The sequence below is a fragment of the Pseudomonas sp. FSL L8-0168 genome (genome assembly GCF_037976155.1).
Taxonomy (GTDB): Bacteria; Pseudomonadota; Gammaproteobacteria; order Pseudomonadales; family Pseudomonadaceae; genus Aquipseudomonas; species Aquipseudomonas paracarnis.
Window position 1 is genome coordinate 2,784,258 of record NZ_CP150262.1, and the last position, 19,931, is coordinate 2,804,188.

The following is a 19,931-nucleotide window of genomic DNA, read 5'->3' on the forward strand; positions in this document are numbered from 1 at the left end:
CGCTTACTGAAGTGCGTCGGGTTAGGTGCCTGCTATCGACCGGGAGGCATGTGGGTCACGAATGCGTAGTAGAAAGACGCAGTTCCCACCTCCATTACCATTTTGGTTCGAGCGTGTAAGCCATTTCCGCTCGCTTAATTTAACGATCGTTGCGCAGATTCACGTGTGTTCACCATACCAACTATCTAGCACTTGTCCGGCCATGGCTGCCAGAAGGGTACGCCTCTCACGATTGGTACCCCGCACCTTGCGGCGCCTCGTAACATTGTCGAAGGCGCTCTTGATTCAGCCTTCTAGATTCACCCGGTGACACGGGTGGTTCCCACCAAGGGGGAACAACTTCATTAAGCGACTTCGTGTCGCACCTCCGCCCAATTATTATCAATGGGAACCGCCCCGTCATCGAGGTAGCGCGACAGCGCTGCCCAGCGTTTAAGGCTGTAATCGAGCGCTCTGCTGATGGCCGAACCTTCGGGCACAAGATCACGCTGCGCGTTCATCCAGGCATGCAGCCTATCCTTCACCGGTACGGCTTTTTCTTGCCGTATTCGGCGCCGTAAATCCGGCTCCAGGTCTCTGACTTCTCTTTCGATTTCGTACAACAACTGGATATAGCGCAGGGCTTGCTCGGCGAGCGTGCTTTTATTCGTAGCGTGCAGTTCAAAGAACTTGCGCCGTGCATGGGCCATGCAGCCGATCTCGGTCACGCCGAGTTCAAAGCTGGCCTTGTAGCCGCCAAAATCGTCGCAGACCAACTTGCCATTCCAGTCCTGAAGGAAGTCGCGAGCATGCTCTCCGGCGCGACTGGGGCTGAAGTCATAAACCACCGCTGCCACATCCGAGAACTGGCTGGTAGCGTAGGACCACACATAGGAGCGGTGGGTTTTCTTTGTTCCCGGCATGAGCATCTGCACCGGTGTTTCATCTGCGTGGATGATTTGTTGCCCAAGCACTACTTCGCGCAGCGCATCGACCAGCGGCTGCAACTGAACTCCGGTCACGCCAACCCATTGAGCCAAGGTTGAACGTGGAATCGCCAAGCCCGCTCGACCTAAGATCGATTCCTGACGGTAAAGCGGCAGATGGTCAGCAAACTTGGCGATCATGACGTGTGCGAGCAGGCCCGAAGTCGGGATGCCCTTATCAATGACCTGCGGCGGAACCGGTGCCTGGATCAGCGTTTCGCAGTTATCGCAGACCCACTTGCCACGGACATGGCGTTCGACGGTGAACACGCCGGGCGTGTAGTCCAGCTTCTCGCTAACGTCCTCACCGATGCGCTTCAGGGCGCAGCCGCATGGGCGGTGAGTGTTGTCCGGTTCGTGATGGATCAACGTTCGCGGAAATTCTGCCGGCAATGCCGTGCGCTTGGGCCTTAGCTTTTCCTCGGTCGCCTCTGGTGCTATTTGCAACGCCTGAAGCTCGGCCTCAATCGCCGCGATATCAGTATCGATCAGGTCATCTAGCAGGCTGGCCTGTTCAGGATTCATCTGCTCGCTGCGCTTGGCAAACTTCAAACGCTTGAGCTGGGCGATCTCGTGGGTCTGTTTCTCAATGACTGTTTGATCACGGTTGATTTTCTTGCCCATAGTGTCGACTTGCGAGAGCAACTGCGCTGCGAGGACGCGCAGTTGATTGGGAGACAGTTGGTCGAGATTGGGCGAAGAAGTCATACGCCGGACTTTGCCAGAGCGGGCGTTTCGCGACGATAGACCGATAGGCTAATGGCTGCCGTTAAAGCAGTGTGATCGAGCCTCCAGAACCTGCGCGTTGCCATGGCAGCCCCAGCAACAACGTTTGAAGTTGCTCGGCATCCAGTTCCATCTCAGGACCATGGCGGATGCCAGGCCAGTGGAACTTGCCTTGGTTTAACCGGCGCGCCGCCAGCCATATTCCGAAGCCGTCATGCACCAGCACTTTCATGCGATTGGCGCGGCGGTTGGCGAACAGATAAGCGCAGTGCGGCTGCGCCGCACCGAACACCGCGATCACCTTGGCTAGCGCCGTTTCGGTGCCTGCGCGCATGGCCATCGGTTCGGTGGCGAGCCAGATGGAGTCGATGTGAATCATCGCAGAATATCTCGAAGAAAAGTCGCGCAGGCGGCAGCACTTTCAGTGGGCCAGTCCACTTTGATGATGGCGCGCGGGTGCTGTATTTCAACGCAGATATTCGATGATGCTGGATGGGAGTTCGCCCCCGCAGGTGGGTGTGCCGGAATTTTCTGCGTTTGCAGCCGAATCCATTTGTGGACGAGGTTTGCGTTGAGGCTATGGCCGAGCGCGACGCTGGCAATCGAAGCGCCTGGTTGGGCGCACTCTTGAATGATCTGGGCTTTGAAGGATTTGGAATAGGAACGGCGTGTTGGCTGCATGAAATACCCGCTTGAAAGGCTAGAATTGGTGTCCACTTAATTTAAATGCACACCATGTCTTCGCTTTGCAGAGCTGGGTAGATGACCTGGCCGGACGGTTACCCACTTTATTCTGACTCCGCAGATCATTATCACGGGTTTTTAAGACTTTACTCCGCGCAGTGGGGCTACGGTATATGGCTTTACCCAACACCTTGCAACAGGCATTTCGACGGTGATGGCGGATTGGGCAAAAGCAGCCAGTGAGGGTGTTTTTTTGGCTATGCCGGCAGCTCTCAGATTACTTGCCTGCAGTTGATGGCCAAGAAAATCGCCGTGATTCAAAGCACGTCGGGAGATGTGCCAGATTCTGGTCTCGACTCGCTGAACCAAGATGGTGATTCAGTTGAAATGACACTTGCAAGGCAGCTCATTGCTTCATAGTTTGACGGCCACCTTCGGGTGGCCATTTTTTTATAACGATCCCAATTTACCAGCGGCCAACTCGACACTTCAAAAACCATGCGTCCTGGAAAACCTATTTCCTGATGCACCTAAGAGACTGGTTTGAGAGGGTGTATTCGCTTTTGCGCGAGGACGCCCATGAACCTACCACGCCCTACTCGAACCACAGCGATACTCAGTCTGTGCCTTGCATTATTGGCAGGCATTCTGTGTTATGAGCATCATCAACTCTCCCAACTCCGCACCAGCTTGGCTGCGACTGCAGACAAAGAGTCGCTCGATGCGTTGTTGACGCGGCTTGGCAAAGTCGATGAGCGACTGGGCACGGTAGCCGGCAACCACCTGGTGACCAACGAGGACTTCCGAGCCGGGCAGCAGGCTTTATCGAATCGAATTGATGCCGCACAAGCGTATGCAAAGCAAGCGACGGAGTCAGCGCAAGAAATCTCTCAAAATGCTGCGTCTGCTGGTGAATTGCTAGTCCTCAAAGCCAGCGTCGAAACACTCGATAGCCGTCTTCAAGAACTCAGTCAGTCACGCATCAAACAAACCACTGCTGTGCCCCTCAAGCCCAAGCCTAAGCCCGTTGCCCGCCAACCAAAGCGGCCAAAACCGCCCGCTACCGCCACTGTCACACCGCAAACACCCCCTTTTACCGTTGTCGGTATCGAGTATCGCGGCGGTGAACGCTTTTTGTCCGTAGCACCGCCTGGCAGCACGCAGTTGAATCAAATTTACCTTATCCGACCTGGTGACGCTGTGGCGGGCACCGCCTGGCGACTCAACGCGCTGGACGGAAGATCCGCACGCTTTGACGTGGCCGGAACACCTCAAACCGTAACCGTCGCGCAATAGGACCTCCTTTATGCACTCCCCTACCACTTCCTCGAAAACAATGAAGCCCAGGAACATTTTGGGTTTCATTGCAGGCTTGGCCACCTTCGCGTTTGCATACGGCTGTCATGCGGCTTCGGGGCAATCAACGTCGATCTCGAACACTCAGAACAGTGAAGTTCACAACTCTTCTCAAGGAGCAAGTCAGACAGAACTCGCCCGCGAGTGGGGATTGACCCCCCAAGAATGGTCCCGTTTTCAAACTGTGATGGAGGGTCCTCGCGGAATCTATTCGCCAGGCCTGGATCCTCTGACAGCACTTGGCATCGAAGCGAAGTCGGAGGAGGAGCGGCGACGCTATGCAGAGCTGCAGGTGCGAGCCGAGCGACAGCGTATCGATAAGGAACTGGCGTACCAAAGGGCCTATGACCAAGCCTTCGCACGTCTTTACCCCAATGAAAAAGTCATCCAACTATCGTCCAACCCTGCATCTGCTCCTGGCTCGGGAGCGTTAACTGCTGTGAAAGGCACTGGACGACTAGCCGTTTTTGTTCAAGACAGTTGCAACGCATGTATTGACCGCGTCAAAGACTTACAAAACCAGAAACAGTCCTTTGATCTGTACTTCGTTGGTAGTCAAGGTGATGACGAAATAATTCGCCGCTGGGCCATCTTGGCTGGAGTCGAACCGGCCAGCGTGAGAAGCCGACAGATCACATTGAATCACGATGCCGGTCGATGGCTTGGCCTTGGACTCGGCGGTGAGCTGCCGGCCGTGGTACGCGAGGTGAATGGACAATGGCAGCGTCTGTAATTCGCGCGGCTTTAACGGGGGGGCTACTGCTCACCGCGGCATTTGCTAACGGTGCCGAGGTTCCGCCACCGGCCTATCAGTTGATTGCCCTGCCTGCCGGCGTTCCGTCCGAGGTGCTGTACTCCGTTGCACTGCAAGAGAGTGGCACCCGACTTCGCGGCCAGATCGTCCCCTGGCCCTGGACGTTGAATGTCGCCGGCGCCGGATATCGCTTTGCGACACGCAGCGATGCTTGCAGAGCGTTGATGATCGCCCTTCAGACCGCAGGCCCAAATAGAGTCGACGTCGGGCTTGGACAAACCAACATCGGTGCCAACGGCCACCGTTATAGCTATCCCTGCGAAGGGCTGGATCCGTACAAAAACCTCTCGGTTACGGCCCACATCCTGGCTGAGCAAAAAGCCAAAGGAGGCGACTGGATCACCGCTGCTGGTCGGTACCACCGCCCTGCCGGAGGCGAACCCGCTGCCCGATACCGACGAGCTTTTGCCAAACACCTCAGCCGGGTCACCGGTATCAACCTGATGGCGAATAATCCATGAATAGATTGCTGCATCTGCCTGTTTTGCTGTCTTTGGCCTCCCCCATGGCAGTGCATGCCACCTCGCTGATTGTTGTTGAAGACCGAGGGGGTGTTTCCGCTCTGCCCTACTACCAGTACTTGGCTCCAGAACCTACTGAGCAGTCAGCACAGTCAGAGAATATTGGTGTGCGTGGGCAAGGCTCGTTTCCAGTGCGCTCTGACCAACTGACACCCGGGCAGGTACAGGGCCGGGTAATCAATGCACCTGGCCTGCAACCATTGTTTCTTGTAGGCGACGATGAAAGCTCCAGAAAGTGGTTATCACAGCGCCGCGATCAGTTACAGCAACTGCAGGCAGTGGGCCTTGTGGTTAACGTGGCCAGCGCCGAGCGGTTTGCCGAAATCCAACGATGGGCAGGAAATCTACAGTTGGTCCCGGCTCCATCAAATGATCTGGCACAGCGCTTGGGAGTCCAGCATTACCCGCTGTTGATCACTGCCACAACGATCCAGCAGTAACCAGGGTATGGCCTCTCTTACGCACATCACCTTGGTCATCAAGCAACCAGATGACCCACGAGCAGGCCAACTGCTTTTTGAACAGGTCACCTATGTCGCCAAGCTCTATGGCGGCACCGTCATCGCCCGCGTACCTGGTGACGAGGTGGAGCTATGTCAGCGGCTAAAAGAACGACTGCCCGAGGCAGTTGAGCAAGCGAGGCAAGAGTTGGCCAATTCATCATCACGCATGAAAGGAGGATCCCGGCCCCATGAAGCTGACCAAGAAGCAACGCTGCGAGCTTCACGCTAAATTCGCGGGCCATTGCGCATACTGCGGTGTGCTGTTGGGTGACCGGTGGCATGCGGACCACATGGAAGCAGTATGGCGAGAACCAGAGAGGGTGGACGGCAAGTACTCCGGTGCCATCATTTTGGGGCGGCCAGAGAACCACGCCATCAGCAACATGATGCCCGCGTGCGTGCCGTGTAATTTGAGCAAGGCAGCGATGCCACTAGAAGTCTGGCGAGAGCGCATTGCTGGACACGTCAACTCCCTTAACAGCTACCACCCCATATACCGCCTGGCCAAGTCCTATGGGCTGATCGCTGAGACAGGCAAGCCAGTCGTTTTCCATTTCGAAACAGTGGGGCCATTGTCCCCTTTCACTCATAGGAAGTGATCCATGACCACCTCCTACACCATTGAGTCGTTACTACGCCCTGCTGTTGAGCTGTACACAGTTTGCGTATGTGCCGCTGCGGCGTTGCTCTGTATTTTCGCGCCCTGGGCGGTTGCTCTGACGCCTTTATTCGGCATGGTTGCCGGTACAGGCTTTCTGGGTCTAGGGTTCGTCCGCCTCAAACAAGCGTTGGTAGTGCTGCGTTACCGGCGCAATATTCGGCGCCTACCCCACTACACCATGACCAGCAAAGACATGCCGGTCAGCAATGAGCGGCTATTCATCGGTAAAGGCTTTCGCTGGACCCAAAAACATACTCAGCGGTTGATGGAGACTTACCTCCCAAAGTACGCCGAGTATGTCGAGCCCACGTCTATCTATACCTTTGCTCGCAGAATTGAGGAGCGTCTGGAGTTCGCACCCTTTCCACTCAAATTGCTGTCAAAGGCTACCTCGTGGGATGTGCCATTTAACCCGGCGCGTCCACTTCCTCCAGTCGGGGGGCTACCGCGCTTACACGGTATAGAGCCGAACGAAGCGGATGTCAGCCTGCCACTGGGTGAGCGGGTTGGACACTCCCTTGTATTGGGGACTACTCGTGTTGGAAAAACCCGCTTGGCAGAGTTGTTTATCACCCAAGACATCAGGCGTACCCGCCGTAGCCCCCGGCGCCGCGTTCATATGGGGCGCCGCGTGCAACCCGTTCATCGAAGCCAGCGCAATGTAGAAATGGACCTGGACCGCGAAGTGGTGATTGTCTTCGATCCTAAAGGCGACGCAGACCTCCTGAAGCGCATGTACATCGAATGCAAGCGCGCAAACCGACTGGAGGAATTCTACGTGTTCCACCTAGGCTGGCCCGATCACTCCGCTCGCTACAACGCCGTCGGCCGGTTTGGTCGGATCTCGGAGGTTGCCACCCGCATTGCCGGCCAACTTTCGGGGGAAGGCAATTCCGCGGCATTCCGGGAATTCGCCTGGCGTTTCGTCAACATCATCGCGCGCGCCCTCGTGGCACTGGGACGTCGGCCGGACTATGAACAGATCCTCAAGCATGTGACAAACATTGACGCGCTGTTTATTGAGTATGCGCAGAAGCACTTTGCTGAAAATGATCCCAAAGCCTGGCAAACCATCGTTGAGCTGGAAGGAAAGATCGATCGTAAGAACCTCAGTTTCGCCATGAAGGATCGACCGCTACGCGTGGTGGCCCTGGACATGTACCTCACTCAGCAACGCATCTCCGACCCAGTGATGGAGGGTCTGCGATCAGCCGTACGCTATGACAAAACCTATTTCGACAAGATCGTGGCCAGCCTTCTGCCATTGCTGGAAAAACTGACCACAGGCCGGATTGCAGAGCTGCTATCTCCCGACTACATGGATCTTGAGGACCCACGACCAATCTTTGACTGGATGCAGATCATCCGCAAACGGGCAGTGGTCTATGTCGGCCTGGACGCTTTATCTGATACAGAGGTAGCTGCAGCGGTGGGCAACTCGATGTTCAGCGACCTGGTGTCAGTTGCGGGTCACATCTATAAGTTTGGCATCGATGATGGCTTGCCCGGGGCCACCGGCGGCAAGGTAGCAATTAACGTACATGCGGACGAATTCAACGAACTGATGGGCGATGAATTCATACCGATGATCAACAAAGGCGGTGGTGCCGGCATGCAGGTCACGGCCTATACCCAAACCATGAGCGATATTGAGGCAAAAATCGGTAACCGGGCTAAAGCTGGCCAAGTCATCGGTAACTTCAACAACCTGTTCATGTTACGTGTACGTGAGACTGCAACCGCCGAGCTGCTGACCAACCAGTTGCCAAAGGTCCAGGTGTTTACCAGTACACCAGCAAGCAGTGCAAACGACGCTATTAACGGCAACACCGCTTTCACCTCTAACACTCACGATCAGATCCAAAGTGTCAGCGTACCGATGATCGAACCGGCGCATGTGGTTGCCCTACCCAAGGGGCAATGCTTTGCCCTGATAGAGGGCGGGAATTTGTGGAAGATTCGTATGCCGTTGCCGGCAAGCGATCCCGATGAAGTGATGCCCAAGGATCTTCAGGCCTTGGTTGAGGGCATGCGTAAAGGATCCGGAACCAGCAGCGACTGGTGGCAAGCACCGGGATATGACGCACTAAGTGAGTCGCTTCCTGATGACTTGGTAGACGACTTCCGCCAGATGGCCAATAACGGAAAAGCCGCATAGGCTTGAAGGAACAGAGCCATGGCCGATATCGCGGAAAAAGCCCAGCAACAGCAGGAAGGTCAAAAAAACTTCCTGGGCATGCTGTTCTCTACCCCTTTTCATTTCTTGGGGGTGATGTTCGGCTCCTTGCTCGGCGCCATCGTCGTTGAATGGCTTTGCATGTACACGTTCTGGCCGGATGCCGGCTGGAAACATGCTCAGCAGATGTTCCAACATGAACTGGGCTGGCTGTCCCAGGATCTGCTGCACAGCGTTGTCATCAAAGAACCGGGGCGTACGGCAACCTGGCTGGCACAAACGGTCTATGACTGGCTGATGGTGAAAACCGGCATGCAGGACAATATAAATGCACTGACACAGTACGCTCGCTCAACATCACCACAACAAACGGGAACCTTGAACCTTCGCTACGAACTCGGTCGGGCGATGATCAAATTCCAGGACTATGGCTTAGCCGCGTTATACACAGTCCTGACCTTCTGTGTGCGAATGGTCATTCTGACGTTGACGATTCCGCTGTTCGCACTGGCGGCGTTCACTGGCTTGGTCGATGGCCTGGTGCGGCGTGATCTACGAAAATTCGGCTCCGGCCGCGAGTCAAGTTACCTGTATCACAAAGCCCGGGGGACGATCATTCCGCTGACCATCGTGCCCTGGACGGTCTACCTGGCCATCCCCATCAGCATCAGCCCCCTTTTGATTCTGTTGCCCTGCGCCGTGCTGTTGGGTGTGTCCGTTTACATCACCGTTTCAAGCTTCAAAAAATACCTTTAGGAGCTGCCCATGCAGTGGACACAAGAACAGCAGCCCATCATCCATTCCACGGCTGACAAGCTACTGGTTCAGGCTTTTGCCGGTACCGGCAAAACCACCACACTGGTGGGCTACGCCACACAACACGCCTCGGTGAAAATGCTCTACCTCTGCTACAACAAATCCGTCGAGCTCGCTGCCAGGGGCCGCTTTCCACGCAGAAACGTGGTGTGTAAGACGGCGCATGGCCTCGCATATGCAGTCTATGGCAGTCAGTACGCCACCAAGCAGACCAATAACTTACGCCTGACGGACATCGCAAGGGCCATCAACACCCAGGACTGGGAGCTCGTGCGGGATGTCCTCAGCACGCTTAACAACTTCATGGCCAGCGCCGATGACGAGTTGGGCCGTGTGCATTTTCCCAGATTCCAGGGGCAACGAATGCTCACAAGTGCCCAGGAACGTTTCCTGAACAATGCTTTAAACGTGGCTAAAACCATCTGGAACCGGATGATCGATCTGCAGGACACAGCAATGTCGATCACCCATGACGCTTACTTGAAGCTGTATCAGCTAAGCAAGCCCGACCTGAGCGAACGATTTAACGCCATTCTGCTCGACGAAGGTCAAGACGTGAACCCAGTTATTGCCGACATAGTAAAAATACAACGGGTCCGCAAGGTGGCAGTCGGCGATCCCCACCAGCAGATCTATCGCTTCCGCGGCGCAGAAGATGCGCTCAACAGCGACTGGATGGCCGACGCCGAACGTCACTACCTGACCCAAAGCTTTCGCTTCGGCCCTGCCGTCGCGCATGTGGCCAACATCATTCTTTTTTACAAGGGTGAGACACGAAAGCTGCAGGGGTTAGGTTGCAATACCCTGGTTAAACGGGCTCTGCCTGAAGAGCTACCGCATCGCACGTTTATCCATCGTACCGTGACCGGCGTCATCGAGAACGCCCTGCAGCTGGTCGCAAGCAACCCCAAGATTTTCTGGGTCGGCGGTATCGACAGCTACTCGCTACGCGATCTGGAAGATTTATACCTATTCAGCCGCAACCGTAACCATGAGGTGCAGAACCGCAGGCTGTTGAGAGATTACCGGGACTTTTCACAGTACGTGGAAATAGCCGAGGTAAGCCAGGATACGGAGATGTTGCGATCGATCAAGATCATTACAGCCTATCCGGACCTGCCCCAGCGGATCCAAACCCTACGTTCCCGCTCTGTAGATAACGAGCTCGACGCCACCGTGACACTCACGACTGGGCACAAGGCCAAGGGGCTGGAGTGGGACTTTGTCAGCCTGTATGACGACTTTAGCGCTGATCCGCTTTCACCCGATATCGATCAAGGTCGTAAAGATGACGAGTTGAATTTGCTGTACGTGGCGGTGACGCGAGGGATGAAGATCCTAGCGTTGAACTCAATGGTGCTTTCTATCATGCAGCGCTATGTCGATGCTCGGACCTCTGCACTCCAACCTCAGAAATCACGCGCTTAGCAACAAACTATTTCAGATTGCTGGCACGCGCTTATTATTGAAACCCTGGTAGCTCTGCACATTGAGGACGTCGCCATGGGCCGTCAGAAATTTGAATACCACACTGAGTTCTCTCCCTTTCAGTACGTTGTCAGAACCAAAAAGCTCTTCATGTTCAAGTCCGAAGAGCCCACCACTGAACCCGACACCCAGGGTTTTCTGGAAGATTCTGAACGTCAAAACCGCCTTGCTCAATTAGGCAGCGAAGGCTGGGAGCTGGTCAGCGTGCAGCCCGTGGTCAAAGGAGAAGTCAAGGTTGGCAATCAAAACGCCCAAGGCTGGGCTTACGGATTCGCCTTGCCCATCGGGTATCTGCTGTTCTTCAAACGCCCTATCCACTGTGATTGATGGTGTCAGTACCGTCAGAAGAAATCCTTACAGTCCTGAATATGGTTTTCTTGCGGCGACCATAGCTTGATCACGGCAAGCTGACGGCATCAGGAATGACTAGAGCCCAGCCGTGATCCAGTACCCGCGTCTCACTGCACTCACTTGCCGACTTGCCTTGCCAGGCCTCATCGCACTTTTTGGATGCGGCCTGCCTGTCTCTCATGCGACCGCTGCTTCAGCCTCCGAACAGGCCAACCTGGACGTGATGATCCGCCAGTTGAATGCCTTAGAGGACACCGCACGTCGTAGCGCTCAAGTGGCCGACGAACCTGGCAAGCGTTACTTCTTCGATTACCAGCGTCTAGCAGGTGATATCGCTCGAATTCGTCATGGGTTGGAGGGCTATCTAACCCCAACCCGAGCCCAGCCTCGTGATCCTGTTGAGCTGTCAGGCCAATACACGACCGAAGGACGCAAGCCATGAGCATGAGCGGCGCTCAGGCTGCTGCGTTTCAAGCGGCAGGAGGATTTCCTGCCTCGACGAGCTACCTGTTTTTCGTCGGCGTCGCTGTAGCCATCATCTTTATGTGGGGCGCCTGGGCTATCTGGAGCTGCTACCGAGGATGGGCCACTGGCAACCTTGATCGAACGATTGCCTCGACCTCGCTCGTCCGCATCCTACTGCTTTGCATGATCCTCACCACATTTGTTCTTAGTTGACCCTATGGGAGATACACCATGACTTCATTCTTAAAACCGGGCCGCATGCTGATCGGGTTGCTTGCTCTCCCCCAACTGGCCATGGCGGCTCTTCCGCAGTCTCAGCCTCCTACCCGGGGGGAAGGCTCTAACCTGATGCAAACCATGCAGAACTACGCCTTTGACGGTTTTACTTTGCTTGGCCTCATCATCTGCGCAGTCATTTTCAGTGGCGTTGCTTGGCATGCCTTCGGCACCTACCACGAAATTCAACTTGGCAAGAAAAAATGGGGAGATCTGGGGGCGACAGCCGCCGTTGGCGTCGCCATCCTCGGTGTCGCCATTTTTCTGGTCACCAAGGCTTCAAATATTCTTTAAAAGAGCCGTGGCCATGACAGAACTCTCAGACGATGGGACCCTGATTTTCCTCCCTGTGCGATTGAACAATCAGCCAGTCATCATGGGCGGCCTTACCGCTGACGAAATGTGGGCCACCTTGGCGTTGAGCACCGGCGCAGGGCTGGTTATCGGTATTCCGGCCGCGATATTGACCCAGATTTGGGCACTTATCATCGGCGCCGCCATGCTCTGTGCTGTCCTAGGGCTGTTTCTTGCCAGTCGTTTCTTGCGTCGGTGGAAACGCGGCCGACCTGATACATGGCTATACCGCCAGATGCAATTGAACATCGCGCGGTTCTTTCCTACCTGGAATAAAGCCCTGCTGATTACTCGTACAGGTGCGTGGACCTGTCATCGAACGGAGGTTCAATGACTTACCGTAAAAAAGTAGACGCCCAACTGGCCCACATTAACAGCCTGCGCATGGTCATTGGTTTTCTCATTGCCCTGGGTCTGTACATGGCTTATGGCTGGCAGAGCGCACCGCGTGACCTAACTGTTCATGTACCTCCAGATCTACGTTCAGGTAGCACCCGTAAGTGGTGGGATATTCCACCGGAGTCGGTATACGCCTTCGGTCTGTACATTTTTCAGCAGATGAACCGTTGGCCCGTTGACGGTGAAACCGACTACGAGGACAACATTACCCGCTTGGAAAGCTACCTGACTCCCAGCTGCAAAGCCTACTTGCAGAAAGATTTCGAGCTACGCCGCAATAGCGGGGAACTGCGCAAACGTGAGCGGGGTGTATTTGAAATTCCAGGCAGAGGCATCGACGATAAGTCTGAGCAACATATTGAACAGCACAGCATCAATGACTGGACCGTCAACCTGGACATCACCGCTGACGAGCACTACGGCGGGGAGCGCGTAAAGCGGGCATTTGCTCGCTATCCGTTAAGAATTATCCGATTCGACGTCGATCCCGAAAAAAACCCATTCGGCTTGGCCTGGGACTGTTATAGCAGTAATCCACAACGCATCGAAGTCTCCGCAGAAACGACCAGAGCAGGAGGCAAATGATGACACGCCGCCTACTGATCATCGGGCTCGTAGCCCTTCACTTCTGCGGGTTGGCCAACGCCGTCGAAATCCTGCGCTGGGATCGTATCCCTATAGCACTGCCCTTGATCGTGGGTCAGGAGCGTATTGTCTTTGTGGACCAAAACGTACGGGTGGGTCTGCCTCGTAACCTCGTCGACAAACTGCGCGTGCAGAGCACCGGTGGTGCCCTCTACCTGTTGGCGAAAGAGCCGATTGAACCGACTCGCTTACAGCTGCAGAACATGAACTCCGGTGAGATCATGCTCGTGGATATCATCGCAACGGTAGGGAAACCAAATCAGGTCGCATCCGAGCCGGCTAAAATTGTAGCCGGGGACAGTCCCGCCCCGCGTTACGGCCAAGTCAACGCCAAACCTACAAGCAACCATTCAACTTCTTCCACGGCCCAAGCCAGCGCTCAAGCCGAGGAGGATGAGGACGCGCCGAAACCGCGTCGTGAGACCCCTCTTCCGGTGGTCATGACGCGCTATGCCGCACAGATGCTTTACGCGCCCCTACGCACCGTTGAGCCCGTGGAGGGGATTGCTCAGATCAATCTGAAGCGCGGTTTGGACCTCACCACCCTAATGCCGATATTGCCGGTCGAAGCCTCTGCGTTGGGGTCGTGGCGGTTAGACGAGTATTGGGTCACGGCGGTGAAGCTACGTAACACAAGCGCCCAAAACCTCACATTGGATCCGCGTGACCTGATGGGTGACTTTGTCACCGCGACTTTTCAGCATCCCTACCTTGGCGCCAAAGGTGATTCCAGCGACACCTCGACGGTCTACTTGGTGACCCGTGGTCATGGTCTAGCCGAATCGTTATTGCCGGCCGCCATCAGCCAGATCGATCCGAAGGGAGGCCGTCGTGAAGAGTAATCCACTTGTTAAATACCTGGTCATACCGTTCGCGATCCTGGCGATATACGTAGTGGTCAAATTATTCAATCGCGAAAGTGCCGACCAACAGGTTCATGCGCCGGAAACGGTTGTACTTAGTACGAAGGAGGCTAAAAAGCTTGGGGTTGACGGAGATACACCCAGCGACACATTGCGCACCATTGTCGTGGAAAGCAGACAACTCAAGGACCAAGTCTCCAATGCTTTGAAGAACAATGACGAACTAAAGCAACAGAACATCGAGCTGCAAAAACGCCTGCAGAACATCGACCTCAACGTCGATAACAAACTGCAGAACGTTCAGCAAACGATGAAGCAGGAGGCGCAACAACAGAGCCAAACCCTCTTGGACACACTGCAGCAGCAGTACAATACCCTGAGCAGCAAATCGGGCAGTGGCAATGAGTCTGGATCTGATTTGCCGATCGGCTTCGGCGTTCAGCCAGGTGACGGTCAAGGCTTCAAAGGCGGACCTGGCGCGGACGTTGTTTGGATAGAGCCGCAGGACGCAACGCCGGTCGATGTCAACGGCAAGCCCATCGCTGCAGGGACAAATCAAACGGCAAGCGGCTTCAACTTCCCGACCTCTTTTGGCGAGTCCGTGGACCGAGGACAAAATGCACTGCGCACGGGCGCTCAAAGTGTTGCGAATGAAATCTCGCCACAGGAGGCCCGCAAACAGGTGCGCAAGGTCTACACCTTGCCGCAGAACTCGACATTGATGGGTTCGGTGGCCATGTCCGCGCTGATCGGCCGGGTGCCCATTGACGGCACTGTCAACGACCCCTACCCGTTCAAGGTATTGATCGGGCCGGACAATCTCACGGCCAACGGCATCGACTTGCCCGACGTCGCCGGCGCGGTGGCCAGCGGAACGGCTTCCGGCGATTGGACCCTGTCTTGCGTACGCGGTCAGATCAAAAGCCTGACGTTCGTCTTCAATGACGGCACTGTGCGCACGCTGCCACAACCTCAGGAAGAAACGAATAGCAGTCAAAATAGTAACAATCAGAACAATGGCAACCAAACCACCATTCAGGGTGGCCTGGGCTGGATAAGCGATGCCTATGGCATTCCTTGTATCAGTGGCGACCGCAAAAGCAACGCCTCGCAATACATTGGCTCGCAGGTACTGATTACCGCCGCCGGCGCAGGTGCTGCCTCCCTCATCAAGTCAGATGGAAACAGCGGCTCTTTTATAAACCCTCAGTCCGGGACCATCGGTTCTGTCGGCGGCTCGGGCAGTGAAGCCATGGGCAAAATTATTGGCCAGGGCGTCAATGACGTCTCCAGCTGGGTCAACAAACTCTACGGGCAAGCCTTCGCAGCGGTGTATGTACAACCCGGGGCAAAGATAGCTGTGCACCTGGACCAGCAACTGACCATCGATTACGAACTCAATGGCCGCAAGGTCAACTATCGCTCAGGAGCCCGTCATGTTTCGACTGCGCTTGACTAATCATGGCTTAAAACTAGGTGCATACCTGGCCATCGCCCTACTCGCCTCGGCCTGTTCCACCAACAAAGACGAATTGCTCCCCCATGGGGACCGCACAATGATGGACGTTTGGGATCAAGGCTCCAGCGGCTCAAGCAGCTCGAGCAGCCGCCAATTGCTCGATGCACGCCAAGATCTTCGTCGGCCTCTGGAGACGAGGGAAACAGACAACACCATGTTCACACGTACCGCACAAAACGAGATCTACAGCCAATTTAAACGCCTACCCAATCCCGACCTGGTGATGTACGTCTTTCCTCATTTAGCGGGTTCAGACCCGGCACCGATCCCAGGCTACACCACGGTGTTTCCGCTGTATCAGCGGGTGCAATACGCCATGCCTGGCGAACGCACGGAGGCATATTGATGGGTTTTTTTGAACGATTCAAAACGCGACGGGCGACAGAGCGTGTGGAACCTGGCGTAACACCAGGTTCGCCGTTATCTGACGATGTGCAGGGACCAGCAACCGAGACGTTTGAGGCTGCTACAGAGCGTTACTACGAACGCCTTGCTGCCATGGGTATTCCCTCGCCGAGCGATTGGCGTAACCCAAAGAAAAAGCCAGCCACAACCGCTGATGCTGACCGTCTATACCACGTCAACCCCTCCTTCGTAGACCTACTGCCGTGGGTAGATTACCTGCCTGCAGAAAAAGCCATGCTATTGGAAGACGGCGTGTCTCGTGCTGCCTTTTTTGAGCTGACACCGATTGGTACTGAAGGTCGGGATCCCGAATGGTTACGCAAGGCCCGCGACGCCCTGGAAAACGCCCTCCAGGACTCCTTCGACGAGCTTGAAACCTCACCCTGGGTGGTTCAGCTCTATGCCCAGGACGAAACCAGCTGGGACGATTACCTTCAGCAACTGCATGACTACGTTCAACCACGCGCACAAGGCAGTGCATTCACCGAGCTTTATTTGAAGCTGATGAAGCAACACCTGGAATCCATCTCCAAACCAGGCGGGCTGTTTGAAGACACCAAGGTCAGCCAACTGCCCTGGAGGGGCCAACAGCGCCGCGTCCGTGTTGTTGTCTACCGCCGTACCCAAGGCGCGCAAGCGGATGTGCGAGGCCAGGCACCAGGTCCTTACCTGAAAATCATCTGCGATCGCTTGGTGGGCGGCTTGGCGAACGCCGGCATTAAAACCCATCGCATGGATGGCCACGCCATTCGCCATTGGCTGATTCATTGGTTCAATCCACGTCCCGATCATCTTGGCCCTGCCGATGCAGATATTCGCCGCTTCTACGAATTGGTGTGCAAGCAAGCACCTGGTGCTGCAGAGGGCGAGCTGCCGCTCGCCAGCGGCACTGACTTCTCGCAAAACCTGTTTTATCGCGAACCACTGTCAGATATAGAGAAAGGTCTGTGGTATTTCGACGGCCTTCCCCATCAGGTGGTGATGCTTGACCGCTTGAGGGATGCTCCCAAGACCGGGCACTTAACCGGTGAAACCCGAAAGGGCGGTGATGCGCTCAACGCACTGTTCGACAAAATGCCAGAGGACACCATTCTCTGTATCACTCTCGTGATCACCCCGCAGGACATTCTCGAAGGGCATCTGGAACAGCTTTCACGCAAGGCAGTTGGAGACACTCAGGCCTCGATCCTGACACGCGAAGACGTCGCCACCGCCCGTCAGTTGCTCGGGCGCAAGCACAAGCTGTACAGAGGTAGCGTAGCGTTTTACCTGCGGGGTAAAGATGATGCCCAGCTGCACGAACGCAGTTTGCAACTCAGCAGCGCATTGCTGGGTGCGGGCATGGAGCCGGTGGAACCTCGGGATGAAGTGGCACCGCTGAACTCCTACCTTAGATGGCTACCCGGCAACTTCGACCCCAATGCGCGCAAAGCACTGGAGTGGTACGCACAACTGATGTTCGCCCAACACATTGCGAACCTGGCCCCCGTCTGGGGTAGGTCGACCGGAACCGGGCACCCGGGTATTACCCTGTTTAACCGTGGGGGAGCGCCGATAACCTTCGACCCGCTGAACAAGCTGGACCGGCAGATGAACGCGCATTTGTTCATTTTCGGGCCTACGGGTTCAGGTAAATCGGCCAGCGCGACAAACATCCTTAGCCAAATCATCGCCATCTATCGGCCACGTCTATTCATTGTGGAGGCTGGCAACAGCTTCGGCTTACTCGGTGATTTCGCCAAAAAGTTGGGTTTGACGGTAAACCGGGTTCGACTTGCACCTGGATCGGGTGTCAGCCTCGCGCCATTCGCTGATGCCGTGAAGCTCATCGAACCCAGCCAAAACGTGAAGATTATCCAAGCTGATGATCTTGAGGCGTCGGACGAACATCTGACTAGCCAGACCGAGGATGAACAACGCGACATCCTGGGCGAGATGGAAATTGCGGCCAGGCTGATGATCACCGGTGGTGAAGAAAAAGAGGATGCCCGTCTTACTCGTGCCGACCGTAGCGCCATCCGCCAATGCATACTGAATGCAGCGAAAAAATGCGTGACGGAGCAACGTATCGTTCTGCCGGAAGATATCCGTGAAGCGCTGCGAGAAATGGGACTCGAGCCCGGTATTCCAGACGCCCGAAGCTCACGATTCTTGGAGATGGCGGAAGCCTTGTCCATGTTCTGTATGGGCACCGAAGGCGACATGTTCAACCGTCCTGGCACCCCATGGCCAGAAGCGGACATTACCATTGTCGACCTTGCCACCTATGCGCGAGAAGGCTATAGCGCACAGATGGCCATCGCTTATATTTCCCTGCTCAACACGGTCAACAACATTGCCGAGCGTGACCAGTTTAAAGGCCGTCCGCTGATCTGCTTCACCGACGAAGGCCACATCCAGTTGAAGGTCCCACTCCTATCCCCCTACTCCGTCAAGATTACCAAAATGTGGCGAAAGCTCGGCGCCTGGTTCTGGATGGCCACCCAGAACGTTGACGACGTGCCGCCAGAGGCCTCAGCCCTGCTCAACATGATCGAGTGGTGGATGTGCTTAAACATGCCGCCTGATGAGGTGGAGAAGATCGCGCGGTTTCGTGAACTGACTCCTGCACAGAAGTCGATGATGCTGTCAGCGCGTAAAGAAAGCGGCAAATTCACCGAGGGCGTCGTGTTGTCCAAAAGCATGGAAATGTTATTCCGGGCGGTACCACCGAGTTTGTATCTGGCCCTGGCCATGACCGAGCCGGAAGAGAAAAAGCAACGCTTCGACATCATGCAAGCCAAAGGCTGCAGCGAGCTGGATGCGGCCATTGAAGTTGCTGCAACGCTTGACCGCTATCGCGGTATCGAACCTCACATCATTACTTTCCCCGAGCAAGTCACGGCCTTGGAGCGCCAAGCATGAGAGCATTGAATTCCCTGACCCAGAACCTTATAGAAAGTCTGACCCAGCTGCTTGAACAACCGGGTGAAGACGCCCTTCAAACCCTTGAGGTGTGTGCCCCCGTTTTGATAGAGCAACTGCAACAGGTTTTGGTTCGTGCGGTGGATCGTCGTGACATCGAGTCCCAACTTCACGCGGTGTTAGCCAATTGGCTGCTACAGCACCCACAACCCGAGAATGCTGAGAACGCTCTTCTTGAGGCCCTTCGTAAACAAGCGCTGCTTTCATCGAAGCCAGCAGAGGCTCGGGCATGATAGGCCTTCGCAAATATTGGTTGATGCTGGGGTGCGTTTTGGCAGGCACATCGATGGCCTGCTTAGCCCTCACTCGAAGTGAGATACCATCCCCGCACAACACAGGCCCGTGGTTGTTTGGTCCTTCCAAAGCACGCTGGACTGTGACTGAGTTCGCGGATCTGGAGTGCCCCTACTGCAAGACGTACACACCTGCGTTGAAAACCTGGATACAGCAGCAGAAGGATGTAAACCTGCAGTGGCATCATCTGCCACTGGATGTGCACGGTCCGACCGCATTACACGAAGCCAAGCTCGCTGAATGTGCGGGGGCGCTTGGTGGCGCACCTGCCTTCTGGCAAGCCATTGACCAGATTTTTGACCGGACCCGTAGCAACGGTGAGGGTTTCAATGGGCATCTGAACGTCGTTGATGTTACTTACCAGGACTTATTGTCCTGTGCAGCTACCGACAAAGTGATCGCCCGGCATGTTGGCCAACAGGTCGAGGAGGCCCTCAAAGCGGGCATTACGGCAACTCCTACTGTGATAATTAAAGACAACACGACTGGCAGCTCCGTAAAGCTTGAGGGACCAGCTGACGGGGTATTGTTATTATCAGCTCGTGATTGGCTGGCTCAAAAAAAGAGCTGCGACGCTCTGCAAAAGTCGAACGTTAAATCACTTAGCCATTGTCATTAAATGAGCTTGCATTCCATTCATACATTTTCATGCCCGGCATGTCCTACGCGTGGGCCGAAAGAGACAG

At 55.4% G+C, this 19,931-nt stretch carries 23 protein-coding genes and 2 pseudogenes; 22 read left to right on the forward strand and 3 right to left on the reverse strand.

Features of this window, described 5'->3' with window-relative positions; all coding sequences use genetic code 11:
• Nucleotides 1–374 precede the first annotated feature (374 nt).
• The 3 genes and pseudogenes from MHH62_RS12250 to MHH62_RS12260 all read right to left on the reverse strand — a co-directional run.
• Nucleotides 375–1,673 (reverse strand): annotated as a pseudogene (locus tag MHH62_RS12250) (IS66 family transposase); the annotation flags it as partial.
• 61 nt (nucleotides 1,674–1,734) lie between these two features.
• Nucleotides 1,735–2,070 (reverse strand): IS66 family insertion sequence element accessory protein TnpB, encoded by a 336-nt coding sequence (gene tnpB, locus MHH62_RS12255; RefSeq protein WP_024073357.1) that lies wholly within the window; start codon nucleotides 2,068–2,070, stop codon nucleotides 1,735–1,737.
• Entirely contained in the window at nucleotides 2,067–2,372 is a 306-nt protein-coding gene (locus tag MHH62_RS12260; protein WP_093235877.1) for a transposase, read from the reverse strand. Before MHH62_RS12260 ends, tnpB begins: the two co-directional genes overlap by 4 nt.
• 191 nt (nucleotides 2,373–2,563) lie before the next feature.
• On the opposite strand from MHH62_RS12260, the pseudogene MHH62_RS12265 reads away from it, so the two are divergent.
• The 22 genes and pseudogenes from MHH62_RS12265 to MHH62_RS12370 form a co-directional block, all read left to right on the forward strand.
• Nucleotides 2,564–2,795: pseudogene (locus MHH62_RS12265) on the forward strand (DEAD/DEAH box helicase); the annotation flags it as partial.
• Nucleotides 2,796–2,954: 159 nt separating this feature from the next.
• Complete coding sequence (locus MHH62_RS12270; RefSeq protein WP_024073356.1) at nucleotides 2,955–3,671, forward strand: hypothetical protein; 717 nt, start codon at nucleotides 2,955–2,957, stop codon at nucleotides 3,669–3,671.
• A gap of 40 nt (nucleotides 3,672–3,711) precedes the next feature.
• Complete coding sequence (locus MHH62_RS12275; RefSeq protein ID WP_024073355.1) at nucleotides 3,712–4,464, forward strand: TIGR03759 family integrating conjugative element protein; 753 nt, start codon at nucleotides 3,712–3,714, stop codon at nucleotides 4,462–4,464.
• Nucleotides 4,449–5,006, forward strand: coding sequence for a lytic transglycosylase domain-containing protein (locus MHH62_RS12280; RefSeq protein ID WP_339233003.1), 558 nt, complete (start codon nucleotides 4,449–4,451; stop codon nucleotides 5,004–5,006). The genes MHH62_RS12275 and MHH62_RS12280 overlap by 16 nt, the downstream gene beginning before the upstream one ends.
• A gap of 44 nt (nucleotides 5,007–5,050) precedes the next feature.
• The gene (locus MHH62_RS12285) at nucleotides 5,051–5,506 is read left to right on the forward strand and encodes an integrating conjugative element protein (RefSeq protein WP_223816876.1); all 456 of its coding nucleotides are present in this window, start codon (nucleotides 5,051–5,053) and stop codon (nucleotides 5,504–5,506) included.
• Between the two features lie 7 nt (nucleotides 5,507–5,513).
• A complete protein-coding gene (locus MHH62_RS12290) occupies nucleotides 5,514–5,798 on the forward strand; it encodes a hypothetical protein (protein WP_024073354.1) in 285 nt (94 codons plus the stop codon).
• Entirely contained in the window at nucleotides 5,758–6,168 is a 411-nt protein-coding gene (locus tag MHH62_RS12295; RefSeq protein ID WP_008437384.1) for a hypothetical protein, read from the forward strand. Before MHH62_RS12290 ends, MHH62_RS12295 begins: the two co-directional genes overlap by 41 nt.
• Nucleotides 6,169–6,171: 3 nt before the next feature.
• Entirely contained in the window at nucleotides 6,172–8,388 is a 2,217-nt protein-coding gene (gene traD / locus MHH62_RS12300; protein ID WP_024073353.1) for a type IV conjugative transfer system coupling protein TraD, read from the forward strand.
• Nucleotides 8,389–8,406: 18 nt separating this feature from the next.
• Nucleotides 8,407–9,162 carry a TIGR03747 family integrating conjugative element membrane protein gene (locus MHH62_RS12305; protein WP_008437388.1) on the forward strand — a complete coding sequence of 252 codons (756 nt, stop codon included), beginning with the start codon at nucleotides 8,407–8,409 and terminating at the stop codon, nucleotides 9,160–9,162.
• Between the two features lie 9 nt (nucleotides 9,163–9,171).
• Entirely contained in the window at nucleotides 9,172–10,650 is a 1,479-nt protein-coding gene (locus MHH62_RS12310; RefSeq protein WP_008437391.1) for a UvrD-helicase domain-containing protein, read from the forward strand.
• A gap of 75 nt (nucleotides 10,651–10,725) precedes the next feature.
• Nucleotides 10,726–11,037 carry a hypothetical protein gene (locus tag MHH62_RS12315; protein WP_008437393.1) on the forward strand — a complete coding sequence of 104 codons (312 nt, stop codon included), beginning with the start codon at nucleotides 10,726–10,728 and terminating at the stop codon, nucleotides 11,035–11,037.
• 157 nt (nucleotides 11,038–11,194) lie between these two features.
• Entirely contained in the window at nucleotides 11,195–11,503 is a 309-nt protein-coding gene (locus MHH62_RS12320; RefSeq protein WP_178110642.1) for an RAQPRD family integrative conjugative element protein, read from the forward strand.
• Complete coding sequence (locus MHH62_RS12325) at nucleotides 11,500–11,739, forward strand: TIGR03758 family integrating conjugative element protein (protein ID WP_008437400.1); 240 nt, start codon at nucleotides 11,500–11,502, stop codon at nucleotides 11,737–11,739. The genes MHH62_RS12320 and MHH62_RS12325 overlap by 4 nt, the downstream gene beginning before the upstream one ends.
• 18 nt (nucleotides 11,740–11,757) lie before the next feature.
• Nucleotides 11,758–12,096, forward strand: coding sequence for a TIGR03745 family integrating conjugative element membrane protein (locus MHH62_RS12330; protein ID WP_008437401.1), 339 nt, complete (start codon nucleotides 11,758–11,760; stop codon nucleotides 12,094–12,096).
• Nucleotides 12,097–12,109: 13 nt separating this feature from the next.
• Nucleotides 12,110–12,490, forward strand: coding sequence for a TIGR03750 family conjugal transfer protein (locus MHH62_RS12335; protein WP_008437403.1), 381 nt, complete (start codon nucleotides 12,110–12,112; stop codon nucleotides 12,488–12,490).
• Nucleotides 12,487–13,140: a TIGR03746 family integrating conjugative element protein gene (locus MHH62_RS12340; RefSeq protein ID WP_020302977.1), complete on the forward strand. Its 654-nt coding sequence runs from the start codon at nucleotides 12,487–12,489 to the stop codon at nucleotides 13,138–13,140. Before MHH62_RS12335 ends, MHH62_RS12340 begins: the two co-directional genes overlap by 4 nt.
• A complete protein-coding gene (locus tag MHH62_RS12345) occupies nucleotides 13,140–14,042 on the forward strand; it encodes a TIGR03749 family integrating conjugative element protein (protein ID WP_008437410.1) in 903 nt (300 codons plus the stop codon). Before MHH62_RS12340 ends, MHH62_RS12345 begins: the two co-directional genes overlap by 1 nt.
• On the forward strand, nucleotides 14,032–15,522 hold the full coding sequence (locus MHH62_RS12350) for a TIGR03752 family integrating conjugative element protein (protein WP_024073352.1): 1,491 nt from the start codon (nucleotides 14,032–14,034) through the stop codon (nucleotides 15,520–15,522). Before MHH62_RS12345 ends, MHH62_RS12350 begins: the two co-directional genes overlap by 11 nt.
• Nucleotides 15,500–15,928 (forward strand): TIGR03751 family conjugal transfer lipoprotein, encoded by a 429-nt coding sequence (locus MHH62_RS12355; protein WP_008437412.1) that lies wholly within the window; start codon nucleotides 15,500–15,502, stop codon nucleotides 15,926–15,928. Before MHH62_RS12350 ends, MHH62_RS12355 begins: the two co-directional genes overlap by 23 nt.
• A complete protein-coding gene (locus MHH62_RS12360; protein WP_024073351.1) occupies nucleotides 15,928–18,891 on the forward strand; it encodes a conjugative transfer ATPase in 2,964 nt (987 codons plus the stop codon). The genes MHH62_RS12355 and MHH62_RS12360 overlap by 1 nt, the downstream gene beginning before the upstream one ends.
• Nucleotides 18,888–19,184: a hypothetical protein gene (locus MHH62_RS12365; protein ID WP_008437414.1), complete on the forward strand. Its 297-nt coding sequence runs from the start codon at nucleotides 18,888–18,890 to the stop codon at nucleotides 19,182–19,184. The genes MHH62_RS12360 and MHH62_RS12365 overlap by 4 nt, the downstream gene beginning before the upstream one ends.
• Before the next feature lie 53 nt (nucleotides 19,185–19,237).
• A complete protein-coding gene (locus MHH62_RS12370; RefSeq protein ID WP_223816875.1) occupies nucleotides 19,238–19,864 on the forward strand; it encodes a DsbA family protein in 627 nt (208 codons plus the stop codon).
• The last annotated feature ends 67 nt before the right edge of the window (nucleotides 19,865–19,931 follow it).

What these genes read in the sequence shown, in the direction of transcription:
- tnpB (WP_024073357.1), bottom strand. Translation starts at nt 2,070, where the DNA reads ATGATTCACATCGACTCCATCTGGCTCGCCACCGAACCGATGGCCATG.
- MHH62_RS12310 (WP_008437391.1), top strand. Translation starts at nt 9,172, where the DNA reads ATGCAGTGGACACAAGAACAGCAGCCCATCATCCATTCCACGGCTGAC.
- MHH62_RS12295 (WP_008437384.1), top strand. Translation starts at nt 5,758, where the DNA reads ATGAAGCTGACCAAGAAGCAACGCTGCGAGCTTCACGCTAAATTCGCG.
- MHH62_RS12355 (WP_008437412.1), top strand. Translation starts at nt 15,500, where the DNA reads ATGTTTCGACTGCGCTTGACTAATCATGGCTTAAAACTAGGTGCATAC.
- MHH62_RS12330 (WP_008437401.1), top strand. Translation starts at nt 11,758, where the DNA reads ATGACTTCATTCTTAAAACCGGGCCGCATGCTGATCGGGTTGCTTGCT.
- MHH62_RS12275 (WP_024073355.1), top strand. Translation starts at nt 3,712, where the DNA reads ATGAAGCCCAGGAACATTTTGGGTTTCATTGCAGGCTTGGCCACCTTC.
- MHH62_RS12260 (WP_093235877.1), bottom strand. Translation starts at nt 2,372, where the DNA reads ATGCAGCCAACACGCCGTTCCTATTCCAAATCCTTCAAAGCCCAGATC.
- MHH62_RS12360 (WP_024073351.1), top strand. Translation starts at nt 15,928, where the DNA reads ATGGGTTTTTTTGAACGATTCAAAACGCGACGGGCGACAGAGCGTGTG.
- MHH62_RS12335 (WP_008437403.1), top strand. Translation starts at nt 12,110, where the DNA reads ATGACAGAACTCTCAGACGATGGGACCCTGATTTTCCTCCCTGTGCGA.
- MHH62_RS12280 (WP_339233003.1), top strand. Translation starts at nt 4,449, where the DNA reads ATGGCAGCGTCTGTAATTCGCGCGGCTTTAACGGGGGGGCTACTGCTC.
- MHH62_RS12340 (WP_020302977.1), top strand. Translation starts at nt 12,487, where the DNA reads ATGACTTACCGTAAAAAAGTAGACGCCCAACTGGCCCACATTAACAGC.
- MHH62_RS12270 (WP_024073356.1), top strand. Translation starts at nt 2,955, where the DNA reads ATGAACCTACCACGCCCTACTCGAACCACAGCGATACTCAGTCTGTGC.
- MHH62_RS12315 (WP_008437393.1), top strand. Translation starts at nt 10,726, where the DNA reads ATGGGCCGTCAGAAATTTGAATACCACACTGAGTTCTCTCCCTTTCAG.
- MHH62_RS12345 (WP_008437410.1), top strand. Translation starts at nt 13,140, where the DNA reads ATGACACGCCGCCTACTGATCATCGGGCTCGTAGCCCTTCACTTCTGC.
- MHH62_RS12305 (WP_008437388.1), top strand. Translation starts at nt 8,407, where the DNA reads ATGGCCGATATCGCGGAAAAAGCCCAGCAACAGCAGGAAGGTCAAAAA.
- MHH62_RS12290 (WP_024073354.1), top strand. Translation starts at nt 5,514, where the DNA reads ATGGCCTCTCTTACGCACATCACCTTGGTCATCAAGCAACCAGATGAC.
- MHH62_RS12365 (WP_008437414.1), top strand. Translation starts at nt 18,888, where the DNA reads ATGAGAGCATTGAATTCCCTGACCCAGAACCTTATAGAAAGTCTGACC.
- MHH62_RS12285 (WP_223816876.1), top strand. Translation starts at nt 5,051, where the DNA reads ATGGCAGTGCATGCCACCTCGCTGATTGTTGTTGAAGACCGAGGGGGT.
- MHH62_RS12325 (WP_008437400.1), top strand. Translation starts at nt 11,500, where the DNA reads ATGAGCATGAGCGGCGCTCAGGCTGCTGCGTTTCAAGCGGCAGGAGGA.
- MHH62_RS12370 (WP_223816875.1), top strand. Translation starts at nt 19,238, where the DNA reads ATGGCCTGCTTAGCCCTCACTCGAAGTGAGATACCATCCCCGCACAAC.
- traD (WP_024073353.1), top strand. Translation starts at nt 6,172, where the DNA reads ATGACCACCTCCTACACCATTGAGTCGTTACTACGCCCTGCTGTTGAG.